Annotated in this window: 26 protein-coding genes and 1 pseudogene; 18 read left to right on the top strand and 9 right to left on the bottom strand. The window is 59.6% G+C overall.

The window, feature by feature from the left end:
- Positions 1–131: 131 nt before the first annotated feature.
- The 5 genes from galU to ACM66T_RS08035 are packed head-to-tail and all read right to left on the bottom strand — an operon-like array spanning position 132 to position 6,051.
- Entirely contained in the window at positions 132–983 is an 852-nt protein-coding gene (galU, locus tag ACM66T_RS08015; RefSeq protein WP_231018372.1) for a UTP--glucose-1-phosphate uridylyltransferase GalU, read from the bottom strand.
- Positions 980–2,755, bottom strand: a complete 1,776-nt coding sequence (locus ACM66T_RS08020) for a sugar phosphorylase (protein ID WP_231018373.1) — start codon at positions 2,753–2,755, stop codon at positions 980–982. Before ACM66T_RS08020 ends, galU begins: the two co-directional genes overlap by 4 nt.
- 3 nt (positions 2,756–2,758) lie before the next feature.
- On the bottom strand, positions 2,759–3,976 hold the full coding sequence (locus tag ACM66T_RS08025; RefSeq protein WP_231018374.1) for a glycosyl transferase: 1,218 nt from the start codon (positions 3,974–3,976) through the stop codon (positions 2,759–2,761).
- Complete coding sequence (locus ACM66T_RS08030) at positions 3,969–5,252, bottom strand: glycerate kinase type-2 family protein (RefSeq protein WP_416768294.1); 1,284 nt, start codon at positions 5,250–5,252, stop codon at positions 3,969–3,971. Before ACM66T_RS08030 ends, ACM66T_RS08025 begins: the two co-directional genes overlap by 8 nt.
- Positions 5,242–6,051, bottom strand: coding sequence for an HAD-IIB family hydrolase (locus ACM66T_RS08035; RefSeq protein ID WP_231018376.1), 810 nt, complete (start codon positions 6,049–6,051; stop codon positions 5,242–5,244). Before ACM66T_RS08035 ends, ACM66T_RS08030 begins: the two co-directional genes overlap by 11 nt.
- A gap of 144 nt (positions 6,052–6,195) precedes the next feature.
- On the opposite strand from ACM66T_RS08035, the gene ACM66T_RS08040 reads away from it, so the two are divergent.
- The 4 genes from ACM66T_RS08040 to ACM66T_RS08055 all read left to right on the top strand — a co-directional run bounded on the left by ACM66T_RS08040 (position 6,196) and on the right by ACM66T_RS08055 (position 8,834).
- Positions 6,196–6,948 (top strand): TIGR01458 family HAD-type hydrolase, encoded by a 753-nt coding sequence (locus ACM66T_RS08040; RefSeq protein ID WP_231018377.1) that lies wholly within the window; start codon positions 6,196–6,198, stop codon positions 6,946–6,948.
- Positions 6,949–7,031: 83 nt separating this feature from the next.
- Positions 7,032–7,634 carry a hypothetical protein gene (locus ACM66T_RS08045; RefSeq protein WP_416768297.1) on the top strand — a complete coding sequence of 201 codons (603 nt, stop codon included), beginning with the start codon at positions 7,032–7,034 and terminating at the stop codon, positions 7,632–7,634.
- A 13-nt stretch (positions 7,635–7,647) separates the two neighbouring features.
- The gene (locus tag ACM66T_RS08050; protein WP_416768299.1) at positions 7,648–8,082 is read left to right on the top strand and encodes an ankyrin repeat domain-containing protein; all 435 of its coding nucleotides are present in this window, start codon (positions 7,648–7,650) and stop codon (positions 8,080–8,082) included.
- 122 nt (positions 8,083–8,204) lie between these two features.
- The gene (locus ACM66T_RS08055; RefSeq protein ID WP_231018380.1) at positions 8,205–8,834 is read left to right on the top strand and encodes an HAD hydrolase-like protein; all 630 of its coding nucleotides are present in this window, start codon (positions 8,205–8,207) and stop codon (positions 8,832–8,834) included.
- 21 nt (positions 8,835–8,855) lie between these two features.
- On the opposite strand, the gene ald is transcribed toward ACM66T_RS08055, so the two are convergent.
- Positions 8,856–9,953, bottom strand: coding sequence for an alanine dehydrogenase (gene ald / locus ACM66T_RS08060; protein WP_231018381.1), 1,098 nt, complete (start codon positions 9,951–9,953; stop codon positions 8,856–8,858).
- 209 nt (positions 9,954–10,162) lie between these two features.
- Here ald and ACM66T_RS08065 point away from each other — a divergent pair, with 209 nt between their 5' ends.
- A complete protein-coding gene (locus ACM66T_RS08065) occupies positions 10,163–10,699 on the top strand; it encodes a hypothetical protein (protein ID WP_231018382.1) in 537 nt (178 codons plus the stop codon).
- Positions 10,699–11,622, top strand: a complete 924-nt coding sequence (locus tag ACM66T_RS08070; protein WP_231018383.1) for a glutaminase — start codon at positions 10,699–10,701, stop codon at positions 11,620–11,622. The genes ACM66T_RS08065 and ACM66T_RS08070 overlap by 1 nt, the downstream gene beginning before the upstream one ends.
- A 178-nt stretch (positions 11,623–11,800) precedes the next feature.
- Here the strand turns inward: ACM66T_RS08070 and ACM66T_RS08075 are convergent, their stop codons facing one another.
- Positions 11,801–11,956, bottom strand: coding sequence for a hypothetical protein (locus ACM66T_RS08075; protein ID WP_231018384.1), 156 nt, complete (start codon positions 11,954–11,956; stop codon positions 11,801–11,803).
- Between the two features lie 248 nt (positions 11,957–12,204).
- Here ACM66T_RS08075 and ACM66T_RS08080 point away from each other — a divergent pair, with 248 nt between their 5' ends.
- From ACM66T_RS08080 to ACM66T_RS08130, 11 genes and pseudogenes are all read left to right on the top strand, one after another.
- Positions 12,205–13,209 carry an AAA family ATPase gene (locus tag ACM66T_RS08080; RefSeq protein ID WP_231018385.1) on the top strand — a complete coding sequence of 335 codons (1,005 nt, stop codon included), beginning with the start codon at positions 12,205–12,207 and terminating at the stop codon, positions 13,207–13,209.
- A 9-nt stretch (positions 13,210–13,218) separates the two neighbouring features.
- A complete protein-coding gene (locus ACM66T_RS08085) occupies positions 13,219–14,388 on the top strand; it encodes a DUF2201 family putative metallopeptidase (protein WP_231018386.1) in 1,170 nt (389 codons plus the stop codon).
- Positions 14,389–14,445: 57 nt separating this feature from the next.
- Positions 14,446–14,826, top strand: coding sequence for a hypothetical protein (locus tag ACM66T_RS08090; RefSeq protein WP_231018387.1), 381 nt, complete (start codon positions 14,446–14,448; stop codon positions 14,824–14,826).
- Positions 14,826–15,516 (top strand): annotated as a pseudogene (gene sfsA, locus ACM66T_RS08095) (DNA/RNA nuclease SfsA). Before ACM66T_RS08090 ends, sfsA begins: the two are co-directional and overlap by 1 nt.
- An 84-nt stretch (positions 15,517–15,600) precedes the next feature.
- On the top strand, positions 15,601–16,419 hold the full coding sequence (locus ACM66T_RS08100; RefSeq protein WP_231018388.1) for a thioredoxin family protein: 819 nt from the start codon (positions 15,601–15,603) through the stop codon (positions 16,417–16,419).
- Positions 16,420–16,490: 71 nt separating this feature from the next.
- Positions 16,491–17,108, top strand: coding sequence for a hypothetical protein (locus tag ACM66T_RS08105; RefSeq protein WP_231018389.1), 618 nt, complete (start codon positions 16,491–16,493; stop codon positions 17,106–17,108).
- 105 nt (positions 17,109–17,213) lie between these two features.
- Entirely contained in the window at positions 17,214–18,767 is a 1,554-nt protein-coding gene (locus ACM66T_RS08110) for a SulP family inorganic anion transporter (RefSeq protein ID WP_231018390.1), read from the top strand.
- A gap of 106 nt (positions 18,768–18,873) precedes the next feature.
- On the top strand, positions 18,874–19,329 hold the full coding sequence (locus ACM66T_RS08115) for a MarR family winged helix-turn-helix transcriptional regulator (protein ID WP_231018391.1): 456 nt from the start codon (positions 18,874–18,876) through the stop codon (positions 19,327–19,329).
- On the top strand, positions 19,326–20,450 hold the full coding sequence (locus tag ACM66T_RS08120; RefSeq protein WP_231018392.1) for an efflux RND transporter periplasmic adaptor subunit: 1,125 nt from the start codon (positions 19,326–19,328) through the stop codon (positions 20,448–20,450). Before ACM66T_RS08115 ends, ACM66T_RS08120 begins: the two co-directional genes overlap by 4 nt.
- A gap of 12 nt (positions 20,451–20,462) precedes the next feature.
- Positions 20,463–23,597, top strand: a complete 3,135-nt coding sequence (locus ACM66T_RS08125; protein WP_416768306.1) for an efflux RND transporter permease subunit — start codon at positions 20,463–20,465, stop codon at positions 23,595–23,597.
- A complete protein-coding gene (locus ACM66T_RS08130; RefSeq protein ID WP_231018394.1) occupies positions 23,584–24,987 on the top strand; it encodes an efflux transporter outer membrane subunit in 1,404 nt (467 codons plus the stop codon). The genes ACM66T_RS08125 and ACM66T_RS08130 overlap by 14 nt, the downstream gene beginning before the upstream one ends.
- 27 nt (positions 24,988–25,014) lie before the next feature.
- On the opposite strand, the gene ACM66T_RS08135 is transcribed toward ACM66T_RS08130, so the two are convergent.
- Together ACM66T_RS08135 and ACM66T_RS08140 are read right to left on the bottom strand one after the other, a co-directional pair.
- Positions 25,015–25,212, bottom strand: a complete 198-nt coding sequence (locus ACM66T_RS08135; RefSeq protein WP_231018395.1) for a hypothetical protein — start codon at positions 25,210–25,212, stop codon at positions 25,015–25,017.
- On the bottom strand, positions 25,212–25,424 hold the full coding sequence (locus ACM66T_RS08140) for a hypothetical protein (RefSeq protein WP_231018396.1): 213 nt from the start codon (positions 25,422–25,424) through the stop codon (positions 25,212–25,214). Before ACM66T_RS08140 ends, ACM66T_RS08135 begins: the two co-directional genes overlap by 1 nt.
- A 192-nt stretch (positions 25,425–25,616) precedes the next feature.
- Between ACM66T_RS08140 and ACM66T_RS08145 the strand changes: the two genes are divergently transcribed.
- The gene (locus ACM66T_RS08145) at positions 25,617–26,738 is read left to right on the top strand and encodes a hypothetical protein (RefSeq protein ID WP_416768308.1); all 1,122 of its coding nucleotides are present in this window, start codon (positions 25,617–25,619) and stop codon (positions 26,736–26,738) included.
- Positions 26,739–26,747: the final 9 nt, after the last annotated feature.

The raw sequence follows: 26,747 nt of genomic DNA on the forward strand, positions 1-26,747 counted from the left end.
ACCGCGAACCTTTCTCAAAAAAACATTTACAACTGAAACTGCATAGAAAATTTGGCATAAAACGGCAGGAGAGTGTGCCGACCGCAGCGGCCGTCACGGGGAAGGAAACGCTGGGTTATGAAGCGATGCGGCTACTTCTTTGCCGCTTTCGCCTCCGCTTTCTTCTCAAGATCGTAGAAGTAGTTCGTCGCCTCGACGAAACCGTCGACGCTTCCGCAGTCGAACCGCTTGCCCTTGAACCTGTAGCCGAGAACCATCCCCTTTTTCGCCTGGGTCAGCAGGGCATCGGTGATCTGCAGCTCGCCGTTTTTGCCCGGCTTGGTGTTTTTGATCACATCGAAGATATCCGGTGTCAGGATATAGCGGCCGATAATGGCGAGGTTGGATGGGGCTTTGTCGTTATCGGGTTTTTCCACCATGTCGTCGACCATGAAAACACCGTCCTCGATCTCGCGGCCGGCGATGACGCCATATTTGTAAACCTGGTCTTTCGGGACTTCCATAATGGCGACGATGCAGCACTTGTACTTGTTGTAGAGGTCCACCATCTGCTTGAGCACCCCGTCACCCGCCGGGTTGATACAGAGGTCGTCGGCGAGAATGACGGCAAAGGGGTCGCTCTCGCCGACAAGGACTTTCCCCTTGTAGATGGCGTCGCCAAGCCCCTTCATCTCGTTCTGGCGCGTGTAGGTGAAGGTGCAGTTGTCGATCAGGCGTCGGATATCTTTGAGCAGCGACTCTTTCGAGGAGCCCTTGATCTGGTGTTCAAGCTCATAGCTGATGTCGAAGTGGTCGGTGATGGCGCGCTTGCCGCGGCCGGTGATGACGGCCATGACGTCGCAGCCGGCCTCGTTGGCCTCTTCAACCCCATACTGGATCAGCGGCTTTGTCAGGATCGGCAGCATCTCTTTGGGCATCGCCTTGGTCGCGGGAAGAAACCGTGTGCCGTATCCGGCCGCGGGAAATAGACATTTTGTAATCATTCAAACTCCTTTTCATTGATGATGGGCAACACGCTGTTGCAGCACGCTTCGAACGCCTCGACATCGATGCGGCATTTTATCCACATCACGCCGTAACCTTCAATCTGCAGCGTTTCAGAGGTTACATGGATGTTACCGATGCACTCCGTTGCGGCGAGTTCGATGTAATCGGGCAGACGGAAATTCACCGTCTCATTGCTGAAGTTATGCACGGCCAGCATATGGCTGTCCATTTCGCGGCTCTCGCGCTGGAGGCAGAAGAGCGAGGGGTGCAGATTCAGGAATACAAAGGGACCGAAGGGGTCGAAGGCCGTCTCGTTGATCCGGATGGAAAGCAGCCGCTTGTACGCCAGATAGACCCGCCGCTCCAGGCTCCCCTCCTTCTGCAGCTGTTCATCAAGCCAGTTGGAGTTGAATTTCTCGCGGTTGATGGAGCGGTTTATTCCCGTCATTTTGACACCATCGAGATAGTTGCGCGAGCCGAACAGCGAATGGAAGTAGATTCCCGGCACCCCCGGCATGGCCAGGGCCACGGCCTGGGTTAAAAGCATCCGTTTGGCCCGGACGGCGTCATCCTCCTCGGGCGACGTCAGCAGGTCGATGTAGCTGCAGTTGAGCTCGTAGGGGCTCTCCGTGCCGTCGGCATTCGCCCGGTAGGAGACAAGTCCCCCCGAATGTTTGGCGGCCGCTTCGAGGACCCCGATCTCGCTCTCGCTAAGGATTTCGCTCACGGGCCGCAGCCCCACCCCGTCGTGCGACGCGGTAAAGTTGAAGAAACAGACCTTGTCGCTGGGCAGCTTCAGCGTCCGTGCCCAGGAGAGCAGTTTGGTCGGGTTCCCCGTCAGCACCGCGTGCGCCAGCAGCGGGGGCAGCGCAAAGTTGTAGACCATCTGCGCCTCGTCATCCCCGCTGCCGAAATAGGAGACGTTCTCCTGGTGCGGGACGTTCGTTTCGGTGATGATGATGACCTCTGGCGCGACCTTGTGCAGCACCTCCCGCATCAGCTGGATCAGTTCGTGGGTCTGCTCCAGGTGAACGCAGGGGGTCCCGATCTCCTTCCAGACGAAGGCGATGGCGTCCAGGCGCAGCAGCGTCGCCCCCTTTTCGATGTAGAAGAAGAGCGCATCGAGCACCGCCAGCAGCACCTTGTAGTTGGCGTAGTTGAGATCAACCTGGTCCCGACTGAAGGTCGTCCAGATATAGCGGATGCGTCCCTCGGCATCTTTGAACTCGTGCAGCAGCGGCGAGGTCCGGGGACGCACGACCTGGCTCAGGTCCAGCGTGGGGTCGGCATCGATGAAAAAGTCGGCGTAGGCGTGATCGCCCTCGAGATACTTTTTGAACCAGTTCGAGAACTGGGAGACGTGGTTGATGACCGCGTCGAACATCAGGCGAAAGTGGGTACCGAGCAGCTCCACTTCCCCCCAGGAGCCGCAGTGCGGGTCGACCGCCTTGTAATCGACGACGGAGAAACCGTCATCGGAGGAGTAGGGATAAAACGGCAGCAGGTGGACCGAATTGACCAGGCCGTCGATATGCGAAAAGAGAAAGTCGTTGAGCTCTTTGAGCGGCGGTTCGGGCGGGCTCTGCACCTGGTCGCCGTAGGTGATGAGAATGGCGTCTTTCTCGCTGAGCTGATAGGGATGGGAATCGATCCGCTCGCGGTAGGTGTTGATCAGCTCCCGTATGCCCGTGTAGGCTTCGTCCGCGTCGTCAGAGCTGTAAAGGACCGACAGACGCTCCCGTATGGAGTGCGGTTCATACTGGATCATCCGCTACGCCTCCTGCGCATCCAACGCGACGGCACGGGCGAATTTTTCCGAGAACTCCGGCAGGACCGAACGGACGGTAATCCACGGGGACATCGACGGCACTCCCAGCGGGTTCTCGAAGAACTCACTGGCCGCCTCCTCGATGGCGTCCTGGAAGGCTTCGACGGCGCCGATCTCCTTCTCGCGGTTGTATTCGAGGCCGTTGAGCTTGGAGAGGGCCACGTACTTGGAGATCTCGAAACGCGACTCCTGGAAGTAGGTCGCCAGCAGGGTCTTGAAGTGCGACTCCGTGAAGACGATCCCCTCCTGCGCCATCACGCGGAAGAGCGCCTTGGCGATGTCGCCGGCCATTTTGTAGACGCCGCCGCCTTCGGTCTTGTTGCCGAGGTCCTGGTGTTTGTGCTCGTAGGTATCCATGATCTCCGTCTGGCAGATACGGCGGTTGGAGGTGTTCTTGTAGACCTCGCTGAGCGTCGAGACCTCCAGGCCCCAGGTCGGCGAAATGGCGATACCTCGCCCCAGCGAACGGATAAAGGCGAACTCCCCCGAAAGCGCGTAGCGGAAGCTGTCCATGTATTCGAGGTAGCGGTTCTTGCCCATCACCTTCTCCAGCGCATGGATCAGCGGGGTGTAGAAGAGGCGCGTGACCCTGCCGTGCAGCTTGTTCGTCACCCGGGAGTAGTACCCTTTGTTGAACTCGTAGTCCAGGGCCGGGTGGACGATGGGGTAGAAAAGGCGGGCGACGATCTCGCGCGAGTAGTTGACGATGTCGCAGTCATGCAGGGCGAAGGCGTAGTTCTCCTCCCCCGTCAGGCCGTAGCCGATCATCGTCCAGACGTTACGCCCCTTGCCAGGGTCTTTCAGGCAGGGGAAGCCTTCGCGGGTCAGCTCCGCGTAAAGCTCCTGGATGCGCGGGCCGTCGTTCCAGAGGACGTCCACTTCGCAGGGGAGCTGCACCATCAGTTTCTTCACCTCGAGGAACTGCTCGTGGGTCGCGCGGTCAAGTCCAAGGATGATGCGGTGCAGGTAGCGGACATGCTTCAGCTCCTCGATGATCGTATGCATCGCCGGCGTTTCAAACTCGCTGTAGAGCGCGGGCAGCAGCAGGACCATCTTGCGGCGTTCGGACATGTGTTCCAGGTCCTTTTCCATCTCCTCGAGACTTCTATCCCCTACCCGTTGCAGTGACGTGATCACCCCGTTTTGAAAAAAGTCAGCCATTATCCTCTCCTTTGTAAGCTAATACCACATCCATGACGTTGGTCCCCGTGTAGCCGGTCTCGATCAGGGCCTCTTTGCCTGCGAAGAACGTGTTGGAGTCGAAACGCGCCAGGGCGTCGTCGATCTCCGCGATGCTGCAGCGCCGGAATAGCGCATCGGAAATGCGCGCCCCCGCCGCATCCGAATTGCCGTCGATCCCGTCCGTGCCTGCACAAATGATATCGTAACTGCACGCCGCCCCCAAATGCTTGAGGCAGAGCAGCGCGAAATGCTGGTTGCGGCCGCCCCGCCCGTTGCCGGAGACCGTCACCGTCGTTTCGCCCCCCTGCAGGAGCAGCGTTCCGGGAGGCAGCGCCCTGAAACGGCTGCAGAACGCCTCGGCCGCCTCGGCGACGTCCCCCTCGATGGGGCTTTCGACCACCCGCACGTCGCGGCCGTGTTCCACACCGCAGGCCGCCGCGGCCTCCAGGGCCTGCCTGTTGCTGCCGATCAGCAGATGTTTGACCGTCGCCAGCGGAGCCGTCGGGGTTTCGGGAACCTCGCCGCGCTCCCCTTTTGTCAATACATCGCGCACCGTCTCGGACAGTGCTTCCATCAGCCCCTTGCCCCGCAGCATCGCCGTCACGTCGGCGTAGGTGCTCCGGTCGCAATACAGCGGTGCCGAGCCGATGGTCTCCAGGTCATCCCCGATGACGTCGGAGACGACCAGGACGAGGACCGTCGCCCGGGTCATCTGTGCCAGCCGTCCCCCCTTGATCATGGAGAGGTGCTTGCGCACGCTGTTCGTCTCTTCGATGCTGCAGCCGTTTTCCAGCAGCAGACGGGTCGTCTCCGCCATCGCCGCCAGGGTGACTGGGGGCAGCGGTTTTTCGATCAGCGCGGAGGTGCCGCCGCTGAGCAGGAAAAGGATCAGGTCCCTTTCGCCCGCCCTGGCGAACTGTTCCATCAGCCGCTCGGCCGCTTCGACGCTTTCTTCGGAGGGGAGGGGATGGGTACTGTGGACGTAGGTGCAGTAGCCGAGCGGACGTTCCGCTTCGGGGGTGACGATGACCCCGCCGGCGATCCGCTCCCCCAAAATGGCTTCGCATGCCTCGGCCATCGGCAGCGCGGCCTTGCCCGCGCCGCAGAGATAGAGGTTGCCGTAGCGCTCCAGGTCCAGCTGCTCGCCGCCGACGGAAAGCACCCCGTCGTGAAGCCGCATCCGGCCCGGCAGCATACGCTGGGGCATCACCGCGTCAACCGCCGCTCCGAAGAGGGATTCCAGTTCAGGCAACACCGAAGATCTCCTGCAAAACGGCGTTCCAGCCCCGGGGGCCCGGATAGGGGGCCTTGATGAGATTGGGAAGGTTGATGGCAGCGTAGCTGCCGTCGTGCTTGGGAATGAGTACAGGGATGTCGACGCTCTGCAGCATCGAGAAATCGTTCTCGCTGTCGCCCAGCGCGATGGAACTGAAACGGATCCCCGTCGACGCTTCGGCGCGCTCGAGCAGTGCCTGGACCGCGCTGCCCTTGCTCTGGTTGCGTCCGATGAGATGGTAGAAACGTCCCCCCTTGGTCACCGTGAAGCCCTCGGCCGAGACGGTGGCGACCAGTTCGTCGAACAGGCTTTCGTCCTCCATAATAAAGGGTTCGGAGCAGTAGCGCGTCTTGGCCATCACCGCCCCTTCGGTGTGCAGTCCCGTCCGTTCGGCCACCTCGTCATGGTGCATATGCGAAAAGCCGCGGAGACGGAAACGGGATTTCAGGCTGTCGAGCAGGTTCGTACAGGCGTCGTAGGCGGCACCCAGGGTGATCACCTCGTAGTCGGCCTCGTGGTCTGCGCCGTAGAAGCGGCTGCAGCAGCGCGGGATGAAAATCGCCCCGCCGTTCTCCACGATAAAGGGGGCGCAGAGCCCCATCTTCTCCTGGAGTTTGACGGCTTCGGGCTGCGTTTTACTGGTAACGAACACCAAGGGGATCTCTTCACGTATCAGGTAGTCGATCGCGGGCTGGGCCGCAGAATGCGAGTAGGTTTCGTGGTCAAGCAGTGTGGCATCGAGGTCAGTGAAAACGATGTAGTGCAGCGAATCAGACATTCGCTTTGCCTTGCATGTTTATCATGTCCCCATTGTAACATCACTGGGGGCGTTATCCGCTGGTGTGCTGCCTGCTTTTTAGGCACGCTTGGAAGCCGCCGTTGGGGTATACTATGAAAACAGACCGGGAAAAGAGGACATTTTATGACCACCTCTACCATTAAAGGCATCCTGTGCGATATCGGCGGTGTCCTGTACGAAGGCGACACCCCCTACCCCGGCGCCGTCGAAGCGATTGCACGGCTCAAAGCGGTCTATCCCGTCCGCTTTGTGACCAATACGACGCAGAAGAGGGGCGCGGATGTCGTTGCCAAACTGCAGCGGATGGGCTTTCGCATCGAAGCGTCGGAGGTGATTACCGCCCTCGATGTCACCAAGGCGTACCTGATCGAGCACCACAGCCGGGCGACCTTCCTTCTCACCGACAGTGCCCAAGCCTTTTTCGACGACCTCCCCGACGCCCCCTGCCGCTGCGTCGTCATCGGCGATGCCCAGGAGAACTTTACCTACGCGCGCCTCAACGCGGCGTTCCGGACCCTCATGGAGGGCGGCGAACTTCTCGCCGCGGCGAAAAACCGCTACTTCAAGGACCATAGCGGCCGGCTCAGCATGGACGCCGGCGGATTCGTCGCGGCCCTGGAATACGCCTCGGACAAAACGGCGACGGTCATCGGAAAGCCGAGCGCGGACTTTTACCGCCTCGCCTGCGCGCAGATGGGGCTCGCACCCGAAGCGGCGGTGATGATCGGCGACGATATCGAAAGCGATGTCGGCGGCGCCCAGGCGGCAGGACTGCGGGGCATTCTCGTCGAAACGGGCAAATACACCCCCGCCGACCTCACACGCGGCATCACGCCCGATGCCGTCTTCCCTTCCCTCGCCGAGGTCACCCTCTGAAAAACCCCGGAACCGGACTTGCATATCCTCCCCCGCACAATAGGACACCTCTGTAGAGGTGCCCTAACGAGGAGTTTCTATTTATGACCATTGACGTCAACGTTAAAGCAACCAATGAGGATTTTCTCGACGATATCGACGAGATCATCGAGGATACGATGGTGCAGATCTTTTTTCTGCAGCCCGAAGATGAAGCCGCGCTTGAAAAAGCCAAGGAAGAGGCCGAGGAGTACACGGCCCTCTTTTACACCGCCCCCCTCTCTGCGGGGGAGCAGAGCGATGCGAAATGCGTAGGCTACCGCGTCAAGGGCACCGACGAACTGCGCGCCTCTTCCGTCACGGGCAAACCGCTCTTCGTGGATGAAGCCGACCTGGACGACGCGCTGCGCGCGCTTTTGATCGAGCGCGGCGACCAGGGGGTCATCCTCAACGCCACGCAGGCGCACGACGACCTCGAGCACTTCTTCGTCGCCATCGGCCCCTCCAACGTCAATGCCTTCGACCATGAGGTCCTCGCCGGCCTCTCCATGGACAAGATCATGCTGCAAAGCGGCTTCCCCGACCACGGCTTCGACGAGATCTTCCCGGCGGTCAAAACGATCTCGGACGCGATGTTCCGCCCCGAGCACAGCATCATCGCCCGGGCGACGAAGCACGCCCTCTCCCTTGCGGGCCTGAAAAAATAGTCAGGAGCAGCTTATGACCGATATGACAATGAACTGGCTTGCCGAAAACGATTACGACGCCAAGAGCCTCGACCTGCAGGGCAGCTACGGCAATACGGCACTTATGAAAGCCGCCCGCGAGGGCAACGCCGCGATCGTGCGCGAACTGCTCGACGCCGGCGCAGACATCATGCTTAAAAACGTCGACGGCAACACGGCGCTGTGGCTCTCCTGCTTCGGCGAAAACCCCGAGGTCGTCTCCATGCTCATCGATGCGGGCATCGAGCTTGACACGGCGAACGTCAACGGCGTCACCCCCCTGATGTACGCCGCCTCCAGCGGCAAAGAGGCGATGGTAAAGATGCTCGTGGACGCGGGCGCCGACGTCTCCATCAAGAACCCCGACGACTTTACGGCCCTCGACCTCGCCGTCACCCCGAAGATCCTCCGCCTGCTGCGGAAAAAATAGGAGGGATTTCCCTCCCCTCCATTTTCTCTCTGTCTTATACCCCACCCTCTCCGGCAGCTACGCCTCGCATAGTATAATGGGCCGTACCGAGTGCAGATCAAAAAACCCTACGGAGAGGCCCCGTGAAATACAAGCTTGTCATCTTCGATTTCGACGGCACCCTGGCCGATTCGTTCCCCTTTTTCCTGACCGCGCTCAATGCCCTGGCCGAAAAGCACCGTTTCAGGCGCATCGACGCGGAGCAGGTCGAGGCCCTCAGACACTACGACGCGAAACACATCATTCATCAGCTGCATATACCGTTGTGGAAAGTCCCGATGGTCGCCGCCGCATTCAGGAAAAACATGGCGGCAAGCGTCGCACGTATCCCGATGTTCCCGGAGGTAACGGAGATGCTTCACGCCCTGTCGGAGCAAGGCATCATCCTCAGCCTTGTGACGAGCAACTCCCATGAGAATGTCCGAAAAATTCTGGGACAGGCGAACACGGACCTTCTGATCCATCCGCAATACGGTACGCACATGTTCGGAAAAGCGGCGAAATTGAAACAGATCCTGCGCCAAACGGGCATCGATCCTTCAGAAGCCATCTATATCGGTGACGAGCTCAGGGACCTTGAGGCCGCCCTCACTGTCAAGATGGATTTTGGCGCGGTCTCCTGGGGCTATACGCGCGACGAAGCGCTGATGGAGCACGCCCCGGCATTGATGTTTTCCAGTGTTGGGGAGATCGCGCAGAGGCTGGCGCGCTGATGCGCCGGTGCTGCGACGGGTTTACAGTTCGCAGTAGTCGAGCCCGTGCGCCTCGGCGACGGCAAGGTTGGTCAGTTTGCCGTTGTAGGTGTTGAGCGCACTGTGCAGAAGCGGGAATTTCGCGTAGGCTTCCTCGCCGCCGAACTCCGCCAGTTTGAGCAGGTAGGGCAGCGTCGCGTTGGTGAGCGCCATCGTCGAGGTGCGCGGGTACGCCCCCGGCATGTTGGCGACGCAGTAGTGCACCACCCCGTCGACGACATAGGTCGGGTCGGTATGCGTCGTCGCCTTGGAGGTTTCGAAACAGCCGCCCTGGTCGATGGAGACGTCGATCAGTACACTCCCCTCACGCATGATGGAGAGCATCTCTTTCGTGATCAGCTTCGGCGCCTTCGCCCCCGGGATGAGCACCGTGCCGATGACGACGTCCGTCGTCGGCAGCAGCGACTCGATGGCGTCCGTCGTGCTGTAGAGGGTGCTGACGTTCGCGGGAAGGACGTCGTTGAGGTAGTGCAGGCGCGCAAGATTGATGTCAAGGATCGTCACCTTCGCCCCCATCCCCGCCGCAACCTGCGCCGCGGAGATCCCGGCGACCCCGCCGCCGAGGATCAGGACGTTGGCTTTTTCCGTCCCGACGACGCCGCCGGGCAGGATGCCCCGGCCGCCCTGGTAGCGCCCCAGGTAGAAGCCGCCCATGATCGCCGCCATCTTCCCGGCGACCTCGCTCATGGGTTCAAGCAGCGGCAGACGACGGTCCACCTTGAGCGTCTCGTAGGCGTAGGCCTTGATCTTCTTCTCCAGCAGGAACTTCGTCTGCGCTTCGTCGGCCGCCAGGTGCAGGTACGTGAAGAGGGTCTGTCCCTCCTTGAACAGGGGGTACTCCTGCGCGATCGGCTCCTTGACCTTGACAATAAGCTCCGCCGCGTCGAACACGGCCGCGGCGCCTTCAAGCAGTTCGGCACCGGCTGCGCTGTAGTCGTCATCGCTGAAACCGCTCCCCTCGCCCGCGCTGGTCTGCACGTAGACCGTATGGCCGTTTTTGACCAGCTCCTTGACCCCCGAAGGCGTCACCGCCACCCGGTACTCTTCCGTCTTAACTTCTTTTGGCACACCGATTTTCATGGGGTCCCCTTTAATGATTAGTGATATGGGTTGTAACTAAAGGATAAATACTATCAACTACATGCATTAACAGTTCCCAAAAGGGGATTGTTGCCTGTTTACCGTACTTCCATACCTTTTCCGGGATCAATTTGTTCTGTCGGTAATGTGATATGATATAGCAGATTGAAGCGGAAGGGTATATTATCAAACGTATATGTCCGTTTTTTGTGTCGGTTTCCGTCCCTTTCTTGTCGCTTTGTTTCGCCGATGACTCTTCCATTGTCATCAACGGGCATCGGCTTCCGCCCGAGCCCGATCCCAAAGTCAACAGTGCGACGCCGCTCGGCGTGGATGTGAACAGCAACGGCGTACGCGATGATGTGGAGCGAAAAATATATTTTACGTATCATCGCCCAATCGACCAGGCTTACATGATGCAGTTCGCGAAAAACTTCCAGAAGCGCCTTATTAACCCGGAGCAGTCCGCAGTCTCGGAAGAAACGCAGAATGCATATTGGACTCAGTATTCATGTAGGGGCTACCTCCGTTTTTTTAAAAATATAAGGGTCCCTAGGGATTCTGTTGATTTTATGGAAAATAACTACATAAATACTCGAGATCGCATGCGAGCATATATGAAATTCAATGCAGCATCAAGTGGTCGTAACTATCCAATTCCAGTTCAAGATGATGAGCTAAAAGCCGAAAACTGCGACTTCAACATCACATTGATACTGAAAATGGAAAAGCAAGGAGGAAAATAATGGACTACCAGGCCGTACTGAACGAGATCGCCGAGGAGATCAAACCCTATATCGGAGAAGGAAAAGTCGCCGACTACATCCCCGCCCTGGCCGAGGTCGACCCGCAGCAGTTCGGGATGACGCTGACCCTCTTCGATGGGACGCAGTACAGCGTCGGGGACGCCGATACCCCCTTCTCCATCCAGAGCATCTCCAAGCTCTTCACCTTTACGCTGGCGCTTGACGCCTACGGCTATGACCTCTACCGCCGCGTCGGCCGCGAACCCTCGGGCAACCCCTTCAACTCCCTGGTGCAGCTCGAGTACGAACACGGTATCCCCCGCAACCCCTTCATCAACGCGGGCGCCATCAATGTCACCGACGCGCTGATCTCGCACTACGGCTCCGTCGCCCGCAGCTCCAAGGAGATTCTGACCTTTATCCGCGAGATCGCCGACGACGGGATGATCGAAAGCGACAAAGAGGTGACGGAGTCGGAGATGCAGCACGGCTTCCGCAACCGTGCGCTGGCGAACCTGATGAAGAGTTTCGGCAACCTCGACAACGACGTCCTGGAGGTCGTGCATACCTACTTCGAGCACTGCGCCATCGCCATGAACAGCCGCACGCTGTCGCGCGCCATGCTCTACCTCGCCAACCACGGCGAAGACCCGATCACGGGCAAGAAGTTCATCACCCCGCAGCAGGCCAAACGGATCAACGCCGTCATGCTCACCTGCGGTCACTATGACGCCTCGGGCGATTTCGCCTTTCACGTCGGTCTTCCCGGCAAAAGCGGTGTCGGCGGGGGCATTGTCGCCGTCATACCGAAAGTGATGGGGATCTGCGTCTGGTCGCCGGCACTGAACGAACAGGGGAACTCCCTGGCGGGAACGAAGGCTTTGGAGCTCTTTACCAGTAAAACGGGATTGTCAATTTTTTAGGAGGAGCGTACCGGGGAGCCCCGGTACGTGTTTTAAACATAGGTCAAGTGGCGGCGAATAATATGGAGGAGAATGCGCCGCCGGGGTGGTGCGAATACCCAAATAATTCCGAAGTCTTAAAAGGGCACCCCTCAGGCCGTTGGAACAAAGGGCTTCAGGGGTACCCTCGCAGAAGCGGTCAGTCCCAGAGGATCTCTTCGCAGCAGTCCGCCAGGGCGTCGATGCAGTCAAACTCTTCATTGAAGTGCATATCTTCACAGTTGCAGTCATCATAGTGATGCAGCAGGTGGTTAAAACTAAAATCTTCCAGCTCGATCATTTCACATTCAAACATTTTGTATCCTTTATGGCAGAACCGCTTGGGCTCCAAATTTACCTACTTGATACAATTAGTGTTCTCGTTTTTCACTCCAAATGTATGCAATTTTCATACTAAAATATAATTATCACGACAATTTTGTCATATTTGTCAGAAAAACCCTGATATTTGTCATTAAACAGACTCTTTTTATCTCTTTTGACCCGTTCGTATCAAAATTGCAAAGGCGTCGGCGAAACCTATATAGTATTGCAAGGACCGCCATGAACCCGATAAGCACGAAACGCTCCCTGACCCACCTCACCGACCGCAAGGTACCCGTCTTCCTCTGGGGGCCTCCGGGCATCGGCAAATCCTCCATCGTCGCCCAGATCGCCAAGGAGAAAAAGATCTCCTACATCGACCTTCGTCTCTCCCTGCTCGACCCGACCGACCTGCGGGGTATCCCTTTCTTCAACGCCGATTCGGGCGAAGCCGTCTGGGCCCCCGCCTCCTTCCTGCCTGACGGCAGCGAGGTAGAGGGGATCCTTTTCCTCGACGAGCTCAACACCGCCGCTCCGATGGTACAGGCCTCGGCCTACCAGCTCATCCTCGACCGCAAGATCGGCGAGTACAAGCTTCCCGACGGCTGGGCGATCGTCGCCGCCGGTAACCGCGAAAGCGACCGGGGTGTCGTCTTCCGCATGGCCGCGCCGCTGGCCAACCGCTTTGTGCACCTGGAGATGGAAGCGAGCGTCGAGGACTGGAAACAGTGGGCCGTCGGTGCCGGGATCGATCCGGCCATCATCGCCTTTATCTCCTACCGCCCCGACGCGCTCTTCACCTTCGGACAGGGCAAGGACGACAGCCGCTCCTTCGCAACACCGCGGACCTGGGAGTACGTCAACGAGATCGTCGCTTCCGAACCCGAACCCGACCTCATCATGCCACTGGTCGCCGGCGCCATCGGCGAAGACCTGGCTGCCGCGTTCCTCGGCTTCAAGGTCGTTGCCGGCGAGCTCCCCGACCTCGACGGCATCTTTGACGGCAGCGTCTCCGCCGTCCCGTCCGAACCGGCGGCCCTGCATATGCTCAGCACCGCCCTCGCTATGCGCGTAGGCGAGGGGACCAGCAGCAAGAAGCTCAACAACCTCATCACCTACACTTTGAAGATGCCGGGCGAATTCGCCGTCATGATCATCCAGGACCTGCGTGAACGCAAGATCGAGCTCGACCACGTCGACAGCTGGACGCTCTGGATGCGTCAGTTCAACAACCTGCTGCGCTAAAGGCCTGTTTTGACCCCGGAACACTTACTGACCAAAGCCAAGTCCCAACTGACAATGAAGCACCCCTATTTCGGGATGCTCGCCTCCCGCCTGAAACAGGAGCCCAAAGAGGGACTGCGCGGTTATGCCAGCAACGGCAAACGCTTTTTGTACGACCCGGAGTTCATGGGACGCCGCAGCATCGAAGAGGTGATGTTCATCCTCACGAACTGTGTCATGCACCACGTCCTGTCGCACCAGCAGCGCCAGCTGGGACGCAAAGGGGGACTGTGGCAGCTGGCAACAGACTACGCCATCAACAACCTCCTGCACAAAAACGGCCTTGAAATCCCCCAGGGGGCCAACTACAATGAAGAATTCGAGGGGATGTACGCCGAGGAGATCTACGACGCCCTCAAAGAGAGCTATTACAGCGATATTGATGACGCCTTCGGCGGCGAGGACGACGTACCGCCTCCGCCGGGTATGCCGGGCGGTGCCGGTGAAGGGGGAGAGGAGGAGGACGACAGCGGCGCTTTTTCCAACCTCGGCAATATCGAGGAGGAGCTCGACGCCCAGAACGAGTCGGAGTGGCAGTACGCCTCCTCCGTCGCCCAGGAGGTCGCCCAGCGCAAAAGCGCGATGCCCTCGGGCATGGACCGGCTGGGCAAGAAGGTCAAGGCCGCCGATGTCGACTGGCGTTTCGAACTCTACAACGCCGTCAACAAGCACATGCGCAACAACTATGCCTTCATGCCGCCGAACAAGAAGCACATCTACCGCGGTATCGCGCTGCCCTCCCTGGCCAGCGACACGCTGAGCCTCTGCGTCGCCGTGGATACCTCGGGCTCCATCAACGAGGCGCTGCTCGGGGCCTTTACGGAGGAGTTTAAAAACATCATGACGATCTTCCCCGCCATTAGGATCGAGCTGATCATCGCCGACGCGAAGGTCCACGGCCACTACACCTTCCAGGGCGGCGAGAAGCTGGACTTCCCCCTAAAAGGGGGCGGCGGGACCGACTACCGTCCCGTCTTCGACTTCATCGAGGCCGAGCTGCCGATGACGACGATGCTGCTCTACTTCACCGACGGCGACGGCTGGTTCCCGCGTATCCCGCCGCCGTACGAGGTGCTCTGGGCCCTCTCCCGCCCGGCCAAGGTCCCCTTCGGACGCGGGCTGGTCATCTTCAACTCCTAGCCTTCAGCCCCCCGGGGCTACAATATACGACACTTTTTTGTCGCGAGTATGCCCGAAATGTCTATTCAAACCATTATGATCATCGCTTTTACCGCCGCCACCGTGCTGGCCGCCTGGAAACTCTATGCCTTTTTGCCCAACAAGCCGCTGCCCGACGACGACAGCAATGAAGCCTCCAAAGAGGAGCTGACAACCCTGATGCTCGAGGTTATCGAAAAGGAGCATCGCCACGAGGCGCCGCTCAGCGAACAGGAACTCTTCCAATACATCGTACGCCACGAGGCCTTCGACAAAGAGCACTACTGGCGTTTCAACCAGAACAAGCTCAACCAGCTGCTGCGCCGCTACTACCTGCATTACCCCCACACCGGGACCATTCCCGCCATCTATGACCATCTCCGCGACACCAAAACGAATGATGCGGAGAAGGAGGCGTAATGCGGTACAAGACGCCCCTCATTCCGGGAACCCTCATCAAACGCTACAAGCGTTTTCTCGCCGACATAAGGCTCGAAGACGGCAGTATCGTTACGGCCCACTGCCCAAACTCCGGCTCCATGAAAGGGTACAAAGAGGAGGGGCTGCGTGTCTGGCTCAGCGAGAGCGACAACCCCAAACGCAAGCTGCGCTACACCTGGGAGCTCGTCGAAGATGCCGACGGGGAGACAGTGATGGTCCATGCGGCCCGGGCCAACGCACTGGCCGAAGAGGCGGTCCGCGAAGGGGTCGTCACGGAACTTCAGGGGTACGACCGCCTCCGTAGGGAAGTGAAATACGGCAGCCAAAACAGCCGGATCGACCTGCTCCTCGAAAAAGGGGATGCAAAGTGTTTCGTGGAGGTCAAGAGCGTCACCCTGCGCGAAGGCGACACGTTGATGTTCCCCGACGCCGTAACAACGAGGGGGCAGAAGCATCTTGAAGAGCTGATGGAAGTCAAAGAGAAAGGTGACCGCGCCGTGCTCTTCTTCGCCGTGCTGCGCGAAGGGGGACGCCGTCGAAGCAGCGGCACATATCGACCCCGCCTACGCCGCCCTTCTGGCGCAGGCAAGCGACGCAGGCGTCGAAGTGCTGATCTACCGGGCAGTTTTTACGCCCGAAGGGGTTGCCCTCGCCGAACGCATCGGCTGATCCCGCTATCCAAAGTGCCGTCTAACGCGGATCGTAAGAAAGGCTGTTACAATGCGCGTTAGATTTTTTTCTGGAGCTGAAACTATGAACCGTCTATTTATTCTTTTACTCTTCGCGGCAACCTGGCTGGGCGCGGAGTCCATCTTTACCCTGCGCGGCGTCGACAAAGTCTATCCCGTCGTTGACATTTCCGGCGAAAAGGTGCCTAAAAGCAGCAAAACCTACCTCCGCGAAGCCCTCGACGCCATGACCGGGGAGCTCGGCATCGACACAAAGGGCTACAGCGGGCGCTCCCTCGCCCTGCTCGTCGCGGAACAGTATGTCGGCAAAAGCGTGCTGATCAGCGTCCGGCTCGTGATCGGCGAGCAGGTGCAGCGCACCGGTTCGAAGGACAGAGTCTTCGCCCTGACCTACCAGAACGCTCTCACCTTTCCCTATGACAGCGACACGGTCGAGGAGAACCTCGAAGACAGCGTCGACGAGCTGTTGGCCAAGTTCGCCGACCAGTACGCCCAGGAACGCGGTACGCTTAAACGCGTCAAGGAGAAAGGGAGCCTCGCGGCGTCGCTGGGGTATGAAACAAACTTCGACAATGCTGTTAAGCGGGCCAAAAAAGAGCACAAAAACGTCATGCTCGTCCTTGTCGCGAACTACTGCCCCTGGTGCCGGAAGTTCGAAGAGCTCGTTCTGCGCAAGGAGGATGTCAACGCCCTCGTACACCAAAAATACGTCCCTGTCATCCTCAACAAGGAGAAAGACGCGTTCCCGCCGGAGTTCAACATCTCCTTCACCCCCGTCGTCCACTTTATCGACCCCGTGACCTTGAAGGGGTACCACACTGTCGCCGGTTACAACAGCCGCGAAGAGTTTACTCACTGGCTGGGAGCGGACAAGCGTCCCTAAGCAGGGGTGTTGACCCGTTGCTCCGCATACAGTACAATGCCCCAAACCGATTGCTTTGACGAAGGAATAATATGAAAATACGCCCGCTTCTTTTGGCCGCGGCTGCCGCGGCCGCTTTGACCTTCTCCGGTTGCGGCGAGGACAGTTCCACTGAGCCGCGATTGAATTTCATCACGATGATCAACGCGACTGACGCCGATATCGTAGGACACCTCTTCAACAAGAGCTTCTACACCATTGCGCCCAAAACACAGAAAGATGATGATTTCGAAGCCGTATCTGAAGCCCCCGACGTCTGGTATACGACGACGATTGACACGTCAACAAAAATCGGGGTGGAGACCATACACAGCGGGGATCTAATCAATGCCTATATTGCGGCAAACTGCAACAATGGCAGTGTAGACAAGAATCATATTATCCACCAGCCGGCTCCGGGGACGCTCAGCGTCGTCAATATCACAGATTACAGCCTGGACGTCACGGCCGACGGTAATACAGAGACCTTCAATGCCTGTGCTGTCAAAGAGTTCCCGGGTGTAGGGTTTACGGGTGAGAAAGACATCAATGTCAGCTACGGCGCCGAAACGATTCTCATTCCGCTTCCAAATCCCGGCGAAGCCTACGATGTGATCGTCTTTCCCGATTTTACGATCGGCCTTTTCAAAATCAAAGCGTTCAAGGGCTAACCCGCGACTGTGGATGACAAATTTGTCATCCGCATTTCACCCTATCTGCTATACAATGCCATTTATCTTTCGGCGGCCCCGGTGCCGTCATGCAAAGGCCCACAGTTGTCTCTCTTTTCCAATCTTCGCGGTAATCTTTTCGGCGGTATGACGGCGGCCGTCATCGCGCTGCCGCTCGCGCTCGCTTTCGGCGTCGCCAGCGGTCTCGGCGCGGCGGCGGGTCTTTACGGCGCCATCATCCTCGGCTTCTTCGCCGCGCTGTTCGGCGGCACCCGCACCCAGATCTCCGGCCCGACGGGGCCGATGACCGTCGTCGTGGCCGCCGCCGTCGCATCCTTGGGCGGCGACGTCGGGCTGGTCGCGACCGTCGTACTGCTGGCGGGTATCTTCCAGGTCGTTTTCGGTTTCACGCGACTGGGACGATTTGTCCGCTTCATCCCCTACCCGGTCATCTCCGGCTTTATGAGCGGGATCGGCATCATCATCATCCTGCTGCAGCTCAACCCCCTGCTGGGGCTCCCCTCCGACGCCGCCGTCCTGCACCTGCTGGTCACCCTGCCCTCGCTGCTGCCCCAGACAAACCCCTGGGCCCTCCTGCTGGCACTCGCTGCCCTTGCCATCGTCTTTTTCACCCCGGCGCGCCTCGCCAAAGTCGTCCCTTCTCCGCTGATCGCCCTTGTCGTGCTCACTCCGATCTCTGCGCTGCTGCAGCTGCCGGTGGAGACGATCGGCACGATTCCCGCCGAACTTCCGAAGCTTGTCTTGCCGGACTTTACGCTGGAACATTACACGATCATCCTCTCCCTCGCCTTTACACTGGCCGTGCTGGGCACCATAGACTCGCTGCTGACCTCCATTGTCGCCGACTCCGTCACCCGGACTAAACATAACCCCGACCGCGAGCTCTTCGGCCAGGGGATCGGCAATGCGCTCTGCGCCCTCGTCGGGGCCGTCCCCGGCGCGGGGGCAACGATGCGGACCGTCATCAACGTCAAAAGCGGCGGCACCGACCGTCTCTCGGGCATGATCCATGCCGTAGTGCTGCTGCTCATCGTCCTCTTCCTTGCCCCGCTGGCCTCCAAGATCCCACTCGCGGTGCTGGCAGGCATCCTCATCAAGGTCGGTGTCGACATCCTGGACTACCGCTTCTTGAAGGTCTGGAAAGAGAGCCCCCGCAGCGACCTGATGACGATGCTGACCGTCTTCTTCGTCACCGTCTTCGTCGACCTCATCACTGCCGTCGGTCTCGGCATCGTCCTGGCATCGCTGCTCATCGTCTATCGTATCACCAAAGAGACGCAGATCGTACTGGAAAACGCCGGTGCGGGCAGCCAGCCGGACCTCGACGGGGAGAACGCGCGCATTATCCGTATCAACGGCGCATTCTTCTTCGGTTCGAGCACTTTCTTCGAACACCAGGCAAACAACCTGCTCGATACGAAAACGGTCATCATCGACATTCTGAACGTTCCTTTCATGGATATCACAGCGATCTTTACCCTCAAGGACCTGATCGAGAAACTGAAAAAGGACGGGGTCAAGGTGATCATCGCGGCCCCCGAAGCCTTCACGGAGAAGCTGATGCGCTTCAACCACGAAAAACGCTTCGAGAACGTCACCTTCGCCCCCTCCCTCCAAAGCGCCGTCGCGCTGATTTAAACGCCGGGCTCTTAGGCCCTGCATCCCTCCCGCTTTTTAACCTCAGATGCTAAGCGTATAAAAAGGTTGCTTACGCAATAGTTGCATAGGTAATTAAAGGAGCCCTATGGAATATCTGCTGGATACTTCAATCGGATTTCGTCTCAACCGCACGGCCAATATTATCCATGCCGGTTTTACGAAATGCATCGAACCCTTCGGAATCGCGCCCGAACAGTTTGCGACACTGAAGATCATCAGCGAGGATGGCGAAATCACGCAGTCCGAGATCGCCGAGATCCTTGCCAAGGGCAAACCGACCGTCAGCCGGGCCCTTGACGCCCTTGAAAAGAAGGAGCTGATCGTCCGCGAACGCAAAAGCGAAGACCGTCGGATCAAACCGATCCACCTCACCGCGAAGGGACAGGAGATCCTTGACCTAGTCATTCCCAAAGCCCTGACCTTCAACAATGCCATCAAAGCCCGGCTTACCCCGGAAGAGATAGAGACTTTTTTTCGTGTCCTCGATACGATCGTCGACACCTCCGAAACCCATACCAAGCAATTAGGAGCATCAGAATGAAACGCCCCCCCTACGCCCCGCTCGTTTTCGCAGCCTCACTGCTGTTCGGAAGCAGCCTCGTCGCCGAAACGGCAGCCCCCGCCGCCCCGGCCCCGCACGCCGACGCCTATGTCGTCAAAGCCGTCGCGAAACGCGACGTCGTCCTGAACTACCCCGCCCGCCTCAAAAGCATCCGCAGCGCGACCGTCGTCTCCCGCGTCACCGGCGTGCTGCTTGAGAAGCGTTTCAAAGAGGGCGACTACGTCAAAAAAGGCACCCGCCTCTACAAAATCGAGCCCGACCTCTACCAGGCGGCGGTCAACGAACAGAAGGCCTCCGTCATCCTGCAGGAGTCGCTTTATACGAAAGCCGAGCGTGACTGGAAACGGGCGCAGGCCCTCTACAAGGACAACGCCATCAGCGTCCAGGAGCACGATGCCGCGCTCTCGGCCTATGAAACGGCCCGCGCGCAGGTCAATGCCTCCAAGGCGCAGCTGCAGACCAGAGAGCTGGAGCTTGGCTATACCGACGTCACAGCCCCCATCAGCGGGATCGCCGGCATCAAGCAGACCGACGTGGGCAACGTCGTCAACGCCGGGACGCCGCTGGTGACAATCACCCAAACGGACCCGATTTACGCCCTCTTCTCCATCCCTTCGGGCGATCTGCAAAAAGCGCGCGTGGAGAACAAAGAGGGGCGCTGGAGCTGGGGGAATGAGGGGCGTCTCAAAGCCTCCCTCGACGTTGACGGCATCAAGGTAAGCGGCGACATCGACTTTATCGCGCCGACGGCGGATACCCAGACGGGCAGCATCAGTGTACGCGCACGTTTCAAAAACAGCGACAACCTCCTGCTGCCGGGGACTTTCGGACGCGTGACACTGGAGGGGATCAGCCGCGACAACGTCATCATGATCCCGCAAAAAGCGGTCCTGCAGAACCCGATGGGCACCATCGTCTTCGTCGAGCAGGAGGGGCAGGCGGCCGTCCGTCCCGTCGTCCTCGGCGACCCCGTCGGCAACAGTTTCGTCGTGCGCAAAGGGCTCGCCGAAGGTGACAAGGTCATCGTGAACAACTTCTTCCGTGTCAAGCCCGGCGCCCCGGTCATTATCGACAAAACCGTCGATGCGGAAGGGAAATAAAGGTAACCGTTTATGTTTTCAAAATTTTTCATCGACCGGCCCATCTTCGCCTCGGTCCTCTCCATCATCGTCATTCTGGCGGGGGTCGTAGCGATCAAGGGACTGCCGGTCCAGGAGTACCCCAGTATCGTCCCGCCGCAGATCAACGTCCAGGCGGTCTACCCGGGTGCGGATGCCGAGACCCTCGCCAACACCGTCGCCGCCCCGCTCGAAGATGCCATCAACGGCGCGAAGAATATGATCTACATGACCTCGACCGCCTCACCAAGCGGGATCCTGACCATGAGCATCACCTTCGCCACCGGCACGGACCCCTCCGCCGCCAACGTCGACGTCAACAACCGCGTCCAGGTGGCCCTGAACAAGCTGCCCGAAGAGGTGCGCCGTCAGGGGGTCAGTGTGCGCGAACGCTCCCCGGACATGCTGCGCGTCATCGCCTTCACCTCCGAAAACCGCGTCCATGACGCGCTGTGGCTGAACAACTACGCCCTGATCAACGTCATCGACGACATCAAGCGTATTCCCGGTGTCGGGGACGCGTTTTTGTTCGGTTCGAAAGAGTACGCCCTGCGCGTCTGGCTCAAACCCGACAGCCTCGCGGCCTATGACCTGACCGTTAACGACGTGCTGGGCGTCATCCGCAGCCAGAACGTCCAGCTCGCCGCGGGACAGATCGGCGGCGAACCCGCCGTGGAGAAGATGGCCTATACCTACACGGTCACAACCCCGGGGCGTCTGAAGACCGCCGATGAGTTCGGCAACATTCTCGTGCGCACCAACCCCGACGGCTCTTCGCTGCGCCTCAAAGACGTGGCACGGGTCGAACTGGGCGCCGAACGCTACATGCTCAAGGGCACCCGCAACAAGGAGCCGATGGCCGTGGCCGGGGTCTTCCTGGCGCCCGGCGCCAATGCGCTCGAGGTCGATGCGGCACTGACGAAGGTGCTCGAAGAGGTCTCGCAGAAGTTCCCCGAGGATGTCCGCTACCATACGCTCTACGATACGACGACCTTCGTCAAGACCTCCATCGAAGAGGTACTGATGACCCTCGCCGAGGCGATCGTGATGGTCGTTCTGATCATCTACTTCTTCCTCGGCAACGTCCGGGCGACGATCATTCCAGTCCTGGCAATCCCCGTCTCCATCGTGGGGACCTTCGCCGGGCTCTACATTGCCGGCTTCTCCATCAACCTGCTGACGCTCTTTGCCCTGATCCTCGCGATTGGGCTCGTCGTCGACGACGCCATCATCGTCATCGAGAACGTCGAACGCCTGCTGCACGAGCGCAAGGAGCTCACCGTCCGCGAAGCGACGATCGAGGCGATGCGCGAGATCACGGGACCGGTCATCGCGATCGTTTTCGTCCTCTCGGCCGTCTTCATTCCCGCCTCGCTCATGGGCGGTTTCAGCGGGGTGATGTACCAGCAGTTCGCCATGACCATCGTCATCTCGGTCGTCATCTCCGGTATCGTCGCGCTCAGCCTGACACCGGCGCTCTGTAACGTCTTCCTGCGCCGCGAAGAGCCGACGCCGATCCTGCCGATCCGTCTCTTCAACACCTTTTTCGCGCGCCTCACCTCCGGCTTCAACCGCGGGGTACGCCTGACGCTCAAACTGGCCCTCATGAACCTGCTGATCTTCGGCGTCCTTATCGGCGCCGGCGCGTGGCTGTCGCAGAAACTGCCGACCGGCCTTGTCCCCGGCGAGGACAAAGGGGTTCTGATGGTCCTTACCTACCTTATGCCGGGGGCCTCGCTTGAACGCACCGTCGAAGTTCAGGACCAGGTCGCCGATACCCTTCTGGCCGACCCCCTTGTCGAATCCCTGGGGGCCATGAGCGGGATCGACCTCGCGACCTTCGCCTTCAAATCCGACGCGGGGGTCGCCTTTGCGCACCTCACCGACTGGTCCGAACGCCCCGATCCGAGCCAGAGCGCCGACGCGATGGCCGGCAAGTTCATGATGCAGATGATGCAGAACAAAGAGGCAATGATCATCCCGGTCAACCCGCCGCCGATCCGCGGCATGAGCGCCACGGGTGGTTTTGAGCTCTATGTCCAGGACCGCACCGGCGGCGACCTTCTCGCCTTTGACGGCGTGATGAAGCAGCTCGTCGCAAAGGCCAACGAACGGCCGGAGCTCACGCGGGTCCGCACGACCTTCAACGCCGGCGTGCCGCAGTACCGCATCACCGTCAACGAGGACAAGGCCAAGGCGCTGGGCGTTCAGATCTCCGATATCTACACGACCCTCGGCTCGACCTTCGGGACCGGGTACGCCAACGATTTCAACCTCTACGGCCGTACCTACCACGTTAACGTCCAGCTCGAGCCCTCCTACCGCGAGAGCGTCGAGGATTACCGCGACGTTTTCGTCCGCTCCTCCAGCGGCGCGCTGATCCCGATCAGCTCCCTCGTCGACGCCAAGCGCATCGTCGGTCCGAGCGTCGTCCAGCGCTTCAACATGTTCACGGCGGCGCAGCTCTCCGGACAGCCCGCCCCGGGTTACAGTTCGGGCGACGCGATGCGCGCCATCCAGGAAGTGACGGCGGAGGTCCTGCCCGAGGGCTATACCATCGCCTGGGCCGGTACCTCCTACCAGGAGCAGCAGGTGGCGGGCAAAGGCAACAACGCCTTTATCTTCGCCATCGTCTTCATCTTCCTGATCCTCGCAGCCCTCTACGAGAGCTGGATGATCCCGTTCACGATCCTCATGACCGTCCCGTTCGCCCTGCTCGGTGCGACACTGGCAGTCTATTTCCGCGGGCTCGAGAACGACATCTATTTCCAGGTCGGGCTCGTCACCCTCGTCGGCCTCACCGCGAAAAACGCGATTTTGATCGTCGAGTTCGCCCAGCAGAAACTGCGCGAGGGGCTTGACCTCTACCAGGCGACGATTGAAGGGGCGCGGATCCGTTTCCGCCCCATTGTCATGACGTCGCTCGCCTTTATCGGCGGGACGCTGCCGCTCGCGCTGAGCAGCGGGGCCGGGGCGAACAGCCGCCATATTATCGGGACGACCGTCGTCGGCGGGATGGTGATGCTGACCGTGGTCGCGATCTTCTTCATCCCGCTCTTTTACTACCTGATCATGCGCCTGCGGGCCAAATTCTACACCGACAAAGGAGGCGAAGATGCACGCAACTAAGCTCCTCTCCCTCGCGGCGGCCCTCTGGCTGCTCGGCGGATGTTCCATGGCGCCGAAGCTCACCGTCACGCCGCCCGAACTGCCGGCACAAAGCGCGGTTTCGGCCGATGCCAATGCCAGCACGATCGGCGCGGCGTGGTGGGAGGCCTTCAACGACGAGATGCTCAATGCCCTCGTCGGGGAAGCGCTGCGCAACAACGACGACCTGAAAATCGCCGCGAGCCGCGTCGCCCAGGCAGCGGCATCGCTGGGCTACAGCCGCGCCGAACGCTATCCCACCCTCGACGGCGGGGCGTCGGCGAACCGCCAGAAGACCAGCGGGGAGACGCTTTCGCCCTTCTCGGGGTTTATCTACAACAGTTTCGACCTCTCCGTCACGGCGGCCTACGAGTTGGACTTCTGGGGTAAATACAAAAACCTCGAAGCGGCGGCGCGCGGCGAGCTGATTGCCACCGATGCCGACCGGGAGACCGTCCGCATCGGCCTCATTGCCGGCGTCTCGGAACTCTATTTCAACCTCGTCTCCCTGCGGCGGCAGATCACGGTCACCGAGGAGACGGTCCAGGCCTACAAGGAGAGCTACGAGTACCGCTCACGCCAGTTCCAGCACGGCGCCATCGACGAGCTCACATTGCAGCAGTCGCACGCCCTCTATGCCACGGCGAAGGTCTCTCTCGCCGGGTTGCGCGAGGAGCATGCCCTCGCCGAAAACGCGATGGGCATCCTGCTGGGGCGTTCCCCCAAAGAGCTGCTCGAAGCGGCATACGCCACGATGAGCGCCCTGCCCGACCCGCAGCCTGTCCCGGCCGACCTCACCTCGGGCCTGCTCGAGCGGCGCCCCGACATCCTCGCCGCCGAATCGCGCCTGCGTACGGCCAACGCGACGATCGGCGTGGCCAAGGCTGCCTACTTCCCGACCATTTCGCTGACCGGCACCGCCGGCTACAGCAGCAGCGAACTTGACAACCTGCTCAACGCCTCGGCCCAGATGTGGGGACTCGGCGCCGCGTTGTACGTTCCCCTGTTCGATTTCGGTCGGATCGAGAACAGCGTCAACGAGGCGGAGGCGAAAAAAGACGAAGCGGTCATGGTCTATGCGCAGACGGTGAAAGTGGCGTTCAAAGAGGTGTACGACGCGCTGGCGAAGATCCGCGCGGCCGATGAGAAGCTCACCGCGCAGGAGGAGGCGAACCAGGCGTATGAGAAGGTGCTGTCCCTGTCGCAGCGCCGCTTCGACAGCGGCTACGGCACCTACCTGGAGGTGATCGACGCCAAGCGGGCCCTGCTGGCCTCGCGGCTGAACCTGGTGCAGCTCGGTGCCGCAAGGATCACGAACCAGATCTCCCTCTACAAAGCCCTGGGAGGCGGGTGGAAGCGTGCGCGCCCCTAGCGGGCGCCAGGCTCCCGGAACTCCGTATCAGAAGTTCCCGTTAAGAAAATCCGAATCGTTGAGGACTCTCGCTTTCTCAAAGCCGTCCTCGGTCCCTTTCGGATTGGTGGAGAAACCGGCGAGCGAACCGCAGTGCGGGCATTTGCCTTCATTGAGAAGTGCCAGCTGATCCAAGGTGATTTTCCCGTTGCACTCCTGGCAGTAGAAGAACGTTTCCTCTTCCATCAGAAGCTGCCCTCACCGACGGAGATGACGTAGTTGTCGTCGACGGAGATTACGTTGAATTCATGCTTCCCGCAGAAAGATTCGTTAAGCTGCTGCGCCCAGGCGCGGGCAACCATCAGGGCATTCTCTTTGTCATCAAAGGTCTTGATCTGCGGCATGTTATTGCGCTTCGCGCATCCGCACATTTTTTCTACTACAACATGGTATTCCATCTGTAATCCTTTTTTTGAGTTTCCGTCCTTCTGCATACCCCGTTCCAGAAGCCCTTTTTCCGCTCACCTCTATTCTTGATTTTCTGATTTAGCATGGGATCAACATAAATACATAATATAATTTACGATAATATTCCGCCCCAAAATACCAATTTTCAAGGAATACTTTTGATTCGAAAAAGTCTCATGATTATGCTTTTCTTGTTGTGGCAGAGCGCCCAGGCGTCGACGACAACGGACCTGCAGGGTCTCGTCACCCAGGGCGAAACCCTCAACGGCGAACTCGCCGCGTTCAGCTTTGCCCAGGAGGGCTCCTGCAGCGAACTCGGGACACTCAATACGTCCGTCAAGGAGTATATCGCCTCTATCCAGATGGTGTACACCCATATCCCCTCGCCCTACTCGGTCAATGTCGACGACCTCGATTCCCTCGACAGCCTCTCGGCGCTGGCGCTGCAGATGGCCCAGAACAGTTTCCGTATCTCCACGGGGCTGCAGACGAGCGGCAGCTGCTATGAACGCTCCAATTTCGAACTGCTGACGGCAGCGATGCTTCGCCTCTCGGACGATATCGGGAGCATGGCCGACCGCATCCTCGAAATGGCGGACCGCATCCTTGTCATGGCCGACAATATCGGCATCATGGCCGACCGTATCCTCATCACCCAGCAGCTGCAAAACAGCAATGTCCGCCTGACACAGGCGTCCGTGCTGCAGACGCAGAACAATATGATCAGTCTCAGCGACGCCCTGGCGCCGGAGATCTATGACGCCACGCTGTCCGGGCTCATCACCAAGAGCCAGGCACTTGCCGACGCCATGGCGGCAACGACCCTCTCGGAGACGACGATGGACGTCCAGCTGCAAGGGCTCGAAGCCAACGCTTCGCGGCTCATGATCTCCACGAAGAACCTCTACGAGTGGGCCGCCAAAAACAACCAGCTCGCGGTCATGGAACCCAGCGACGATACCCTGACGATGTTCGGCGACCTCTCCCAGATCCACCAGGGCATGGGCGACAGCCTGGATACCTTCGCCACCGCCATCGAAACCCTCTCTGATCAGACCGATTCCGCGGTGCTGAAAGCGGCGATTGCCAGCCTGCTGAAGCTCAGCTACGACATCGGCACCATGTCCAACCGCATTATGGAGATGTCGGACAAAATCATCGTGATGGCCGACAACATCGGCATCATGACCGACCGCATCCGCCAGACCCAGGAGCTGCAGCAGGGGAGCTTTGAGACGATGTTCCACTCCATGTTCAGTGCGCAGAGCACCATGATCACCCTGTTCCAGTCCATGAACCCCTAAGGAGGCACC

It is taken from the genome of Sulfurimonas sp. ST-25 (assembly GCF_048079205.1).
Classification (GTDB): Bacteria; Campylobacterota; Campylobacteria; order Campylobacterales; family Sulfurimonadaceae; genus Thiomicrolovo; species Thiomicrolovo sulfuroxydans.

Bases quoted from the DNA above. Each gene is read 5' to 3' on its own strand.
- galU (WP_231018372.1), bottom strand. From the start codon at position 983: ATGATTACAAAATGTCTATTTCCCGCGGCCGGATACGGCACACGGTTT.
- ACM66T_RS08020 (WP_231018373.1), bottom strand. From the start codon at position 2,755: ATGATCCAGTATGAACCGCACTCCATACGGGAGCGTCTGTCGGTCCTT.
- ACM66T_RS08025 (WP_231018374.1), bottom strand. From the start codon at position 3,976: ATGGCTGACTTTTTTCAAAACGGGGTGATCACGTCACTGCAACGGGTA.
- ACM66T_RS08035 (WP_231018376.1), bottom strand. From the start codon at position 6,051: ATGTCTGATTCGCTGCACTACATCGTTTTCACTGACCTCGATGCCACA.
- ACM66T_RS08040 (WP_231018377.1), top strand. From the start codon at position 6,196: ATGACCACCTCTACCATTAAAGGCATCCTGTGCGATATCGGCGGTGTC.
- ACM66T_RS08045 (WP_416768297.1), top strand. From the start codon at position 7,032: ATGACCATTGACGTCAACGTTAAAGCAACCAATGAGGATTTTCTCGAC.
- ACM66T_RS08050 (WP_416768299.1), top strand. From the start codon at position 7,648: ATGACCGATATGACAATGAACTGGCTTGCCGAAAACGATTACGACGCC.
- ald (WP_231018381.1), bottom strand. From the start codon at position 9,953: ATGAAAATCGGTGTGCCAAAAGAAGTTAAGACGGAAGAGTACCGGGTG.
- ACM66T_RS08070 (WP_231018383.1), top strand. From the start codon at position 10,699: ATGGACTACCAGGCCGTACTGAACGAGATCGCCGAGGAGATCAAACCC.
- ACM66T_RS08075 (WP_231018384.1), bottom strand. From the start codon at position 11,956: ATGTTTGAATGTGAAATGATCGAGCTGGAAGATTTTAGTTTTAACCAC.
- ACM66T_RS08080 (WP_231018385.1), top strand. From the start codon at position 12,205: ATGAACCCGATAAGCACGAAACGCTCCCTGACCCACCTCACCGACCGC.
- ACM66T_RS08090 (WP_231018387.1), top strand. From the start codon at position 14,446: ATGTCTATTCAAACCATTATGATCATCGCTTTTACCGCCGCCACCGTG.
- ACM66T_RS08100 (WP_231018388.1), top strand. From the start codon at position 15,601: ATGAACCGTCTATTTATTCTTTTACTCTTCGCGGCAACCTGGCTGGGC.
- ACM66T_RS08105 (WP_231018389.1), top strand. From the start codon at position 16,491: ATGAAAATACGCCCGCTTCTTTTGGCCGCGGCTGCCGCGGCCGCTTTG.
- ACM66T_RS08115 (WP_231018391.1), top strand. From the start codon at position 18,874: ATGGAATATCTGCTGGATACTTCAATCGGATTTCGTCTCAACCGCACG.
- ACM66T_RS08120 (WP_231018392.1), top strand. From the start codon at position 19,326: ATGAAACGCCCCCCCTACGCCCCGCTCGTTTTCGCAGCCTCACTGCTG.
- ACM66T_RS08125 (WP_416768306.1), top strand. From the start codon at position 20,463: ATGTTTTCAAAATTTTTCATCGACCGGCCCATCTTCGCCTCGGTCCTC.
- ACM66T_RS08130 (WP_231018394.1), top strand. From the start codon at position 23,584: ATGCACGCAACTAAGCTCCTCTCCCTCGCGGCGGCCCTCTGGCTGCTC.
- ACM66T_RS08135 (WP_231018395.1), bottom strand. From the start codon at position 25,212: ATGGAAGAGGAAACGTTCTTCTACTGCCAGGAGTGCAACGGGAAAATC.
- ACM66T_RS08140 (WP_231018396.1), bottom strand. From the start codon at position 25,424: ATGGAATACCATGTTGTAGTAGAAAAAATGTGCGGATGCGCGAAGCGC.
- ACM66T_RS08145 (WP_416768308.1), top strand. From the start codon at position 25,617: ATGCTTTTCTTGTTGTGGCAGAGCGCCCAGGCGTCGACGACAACGGAC.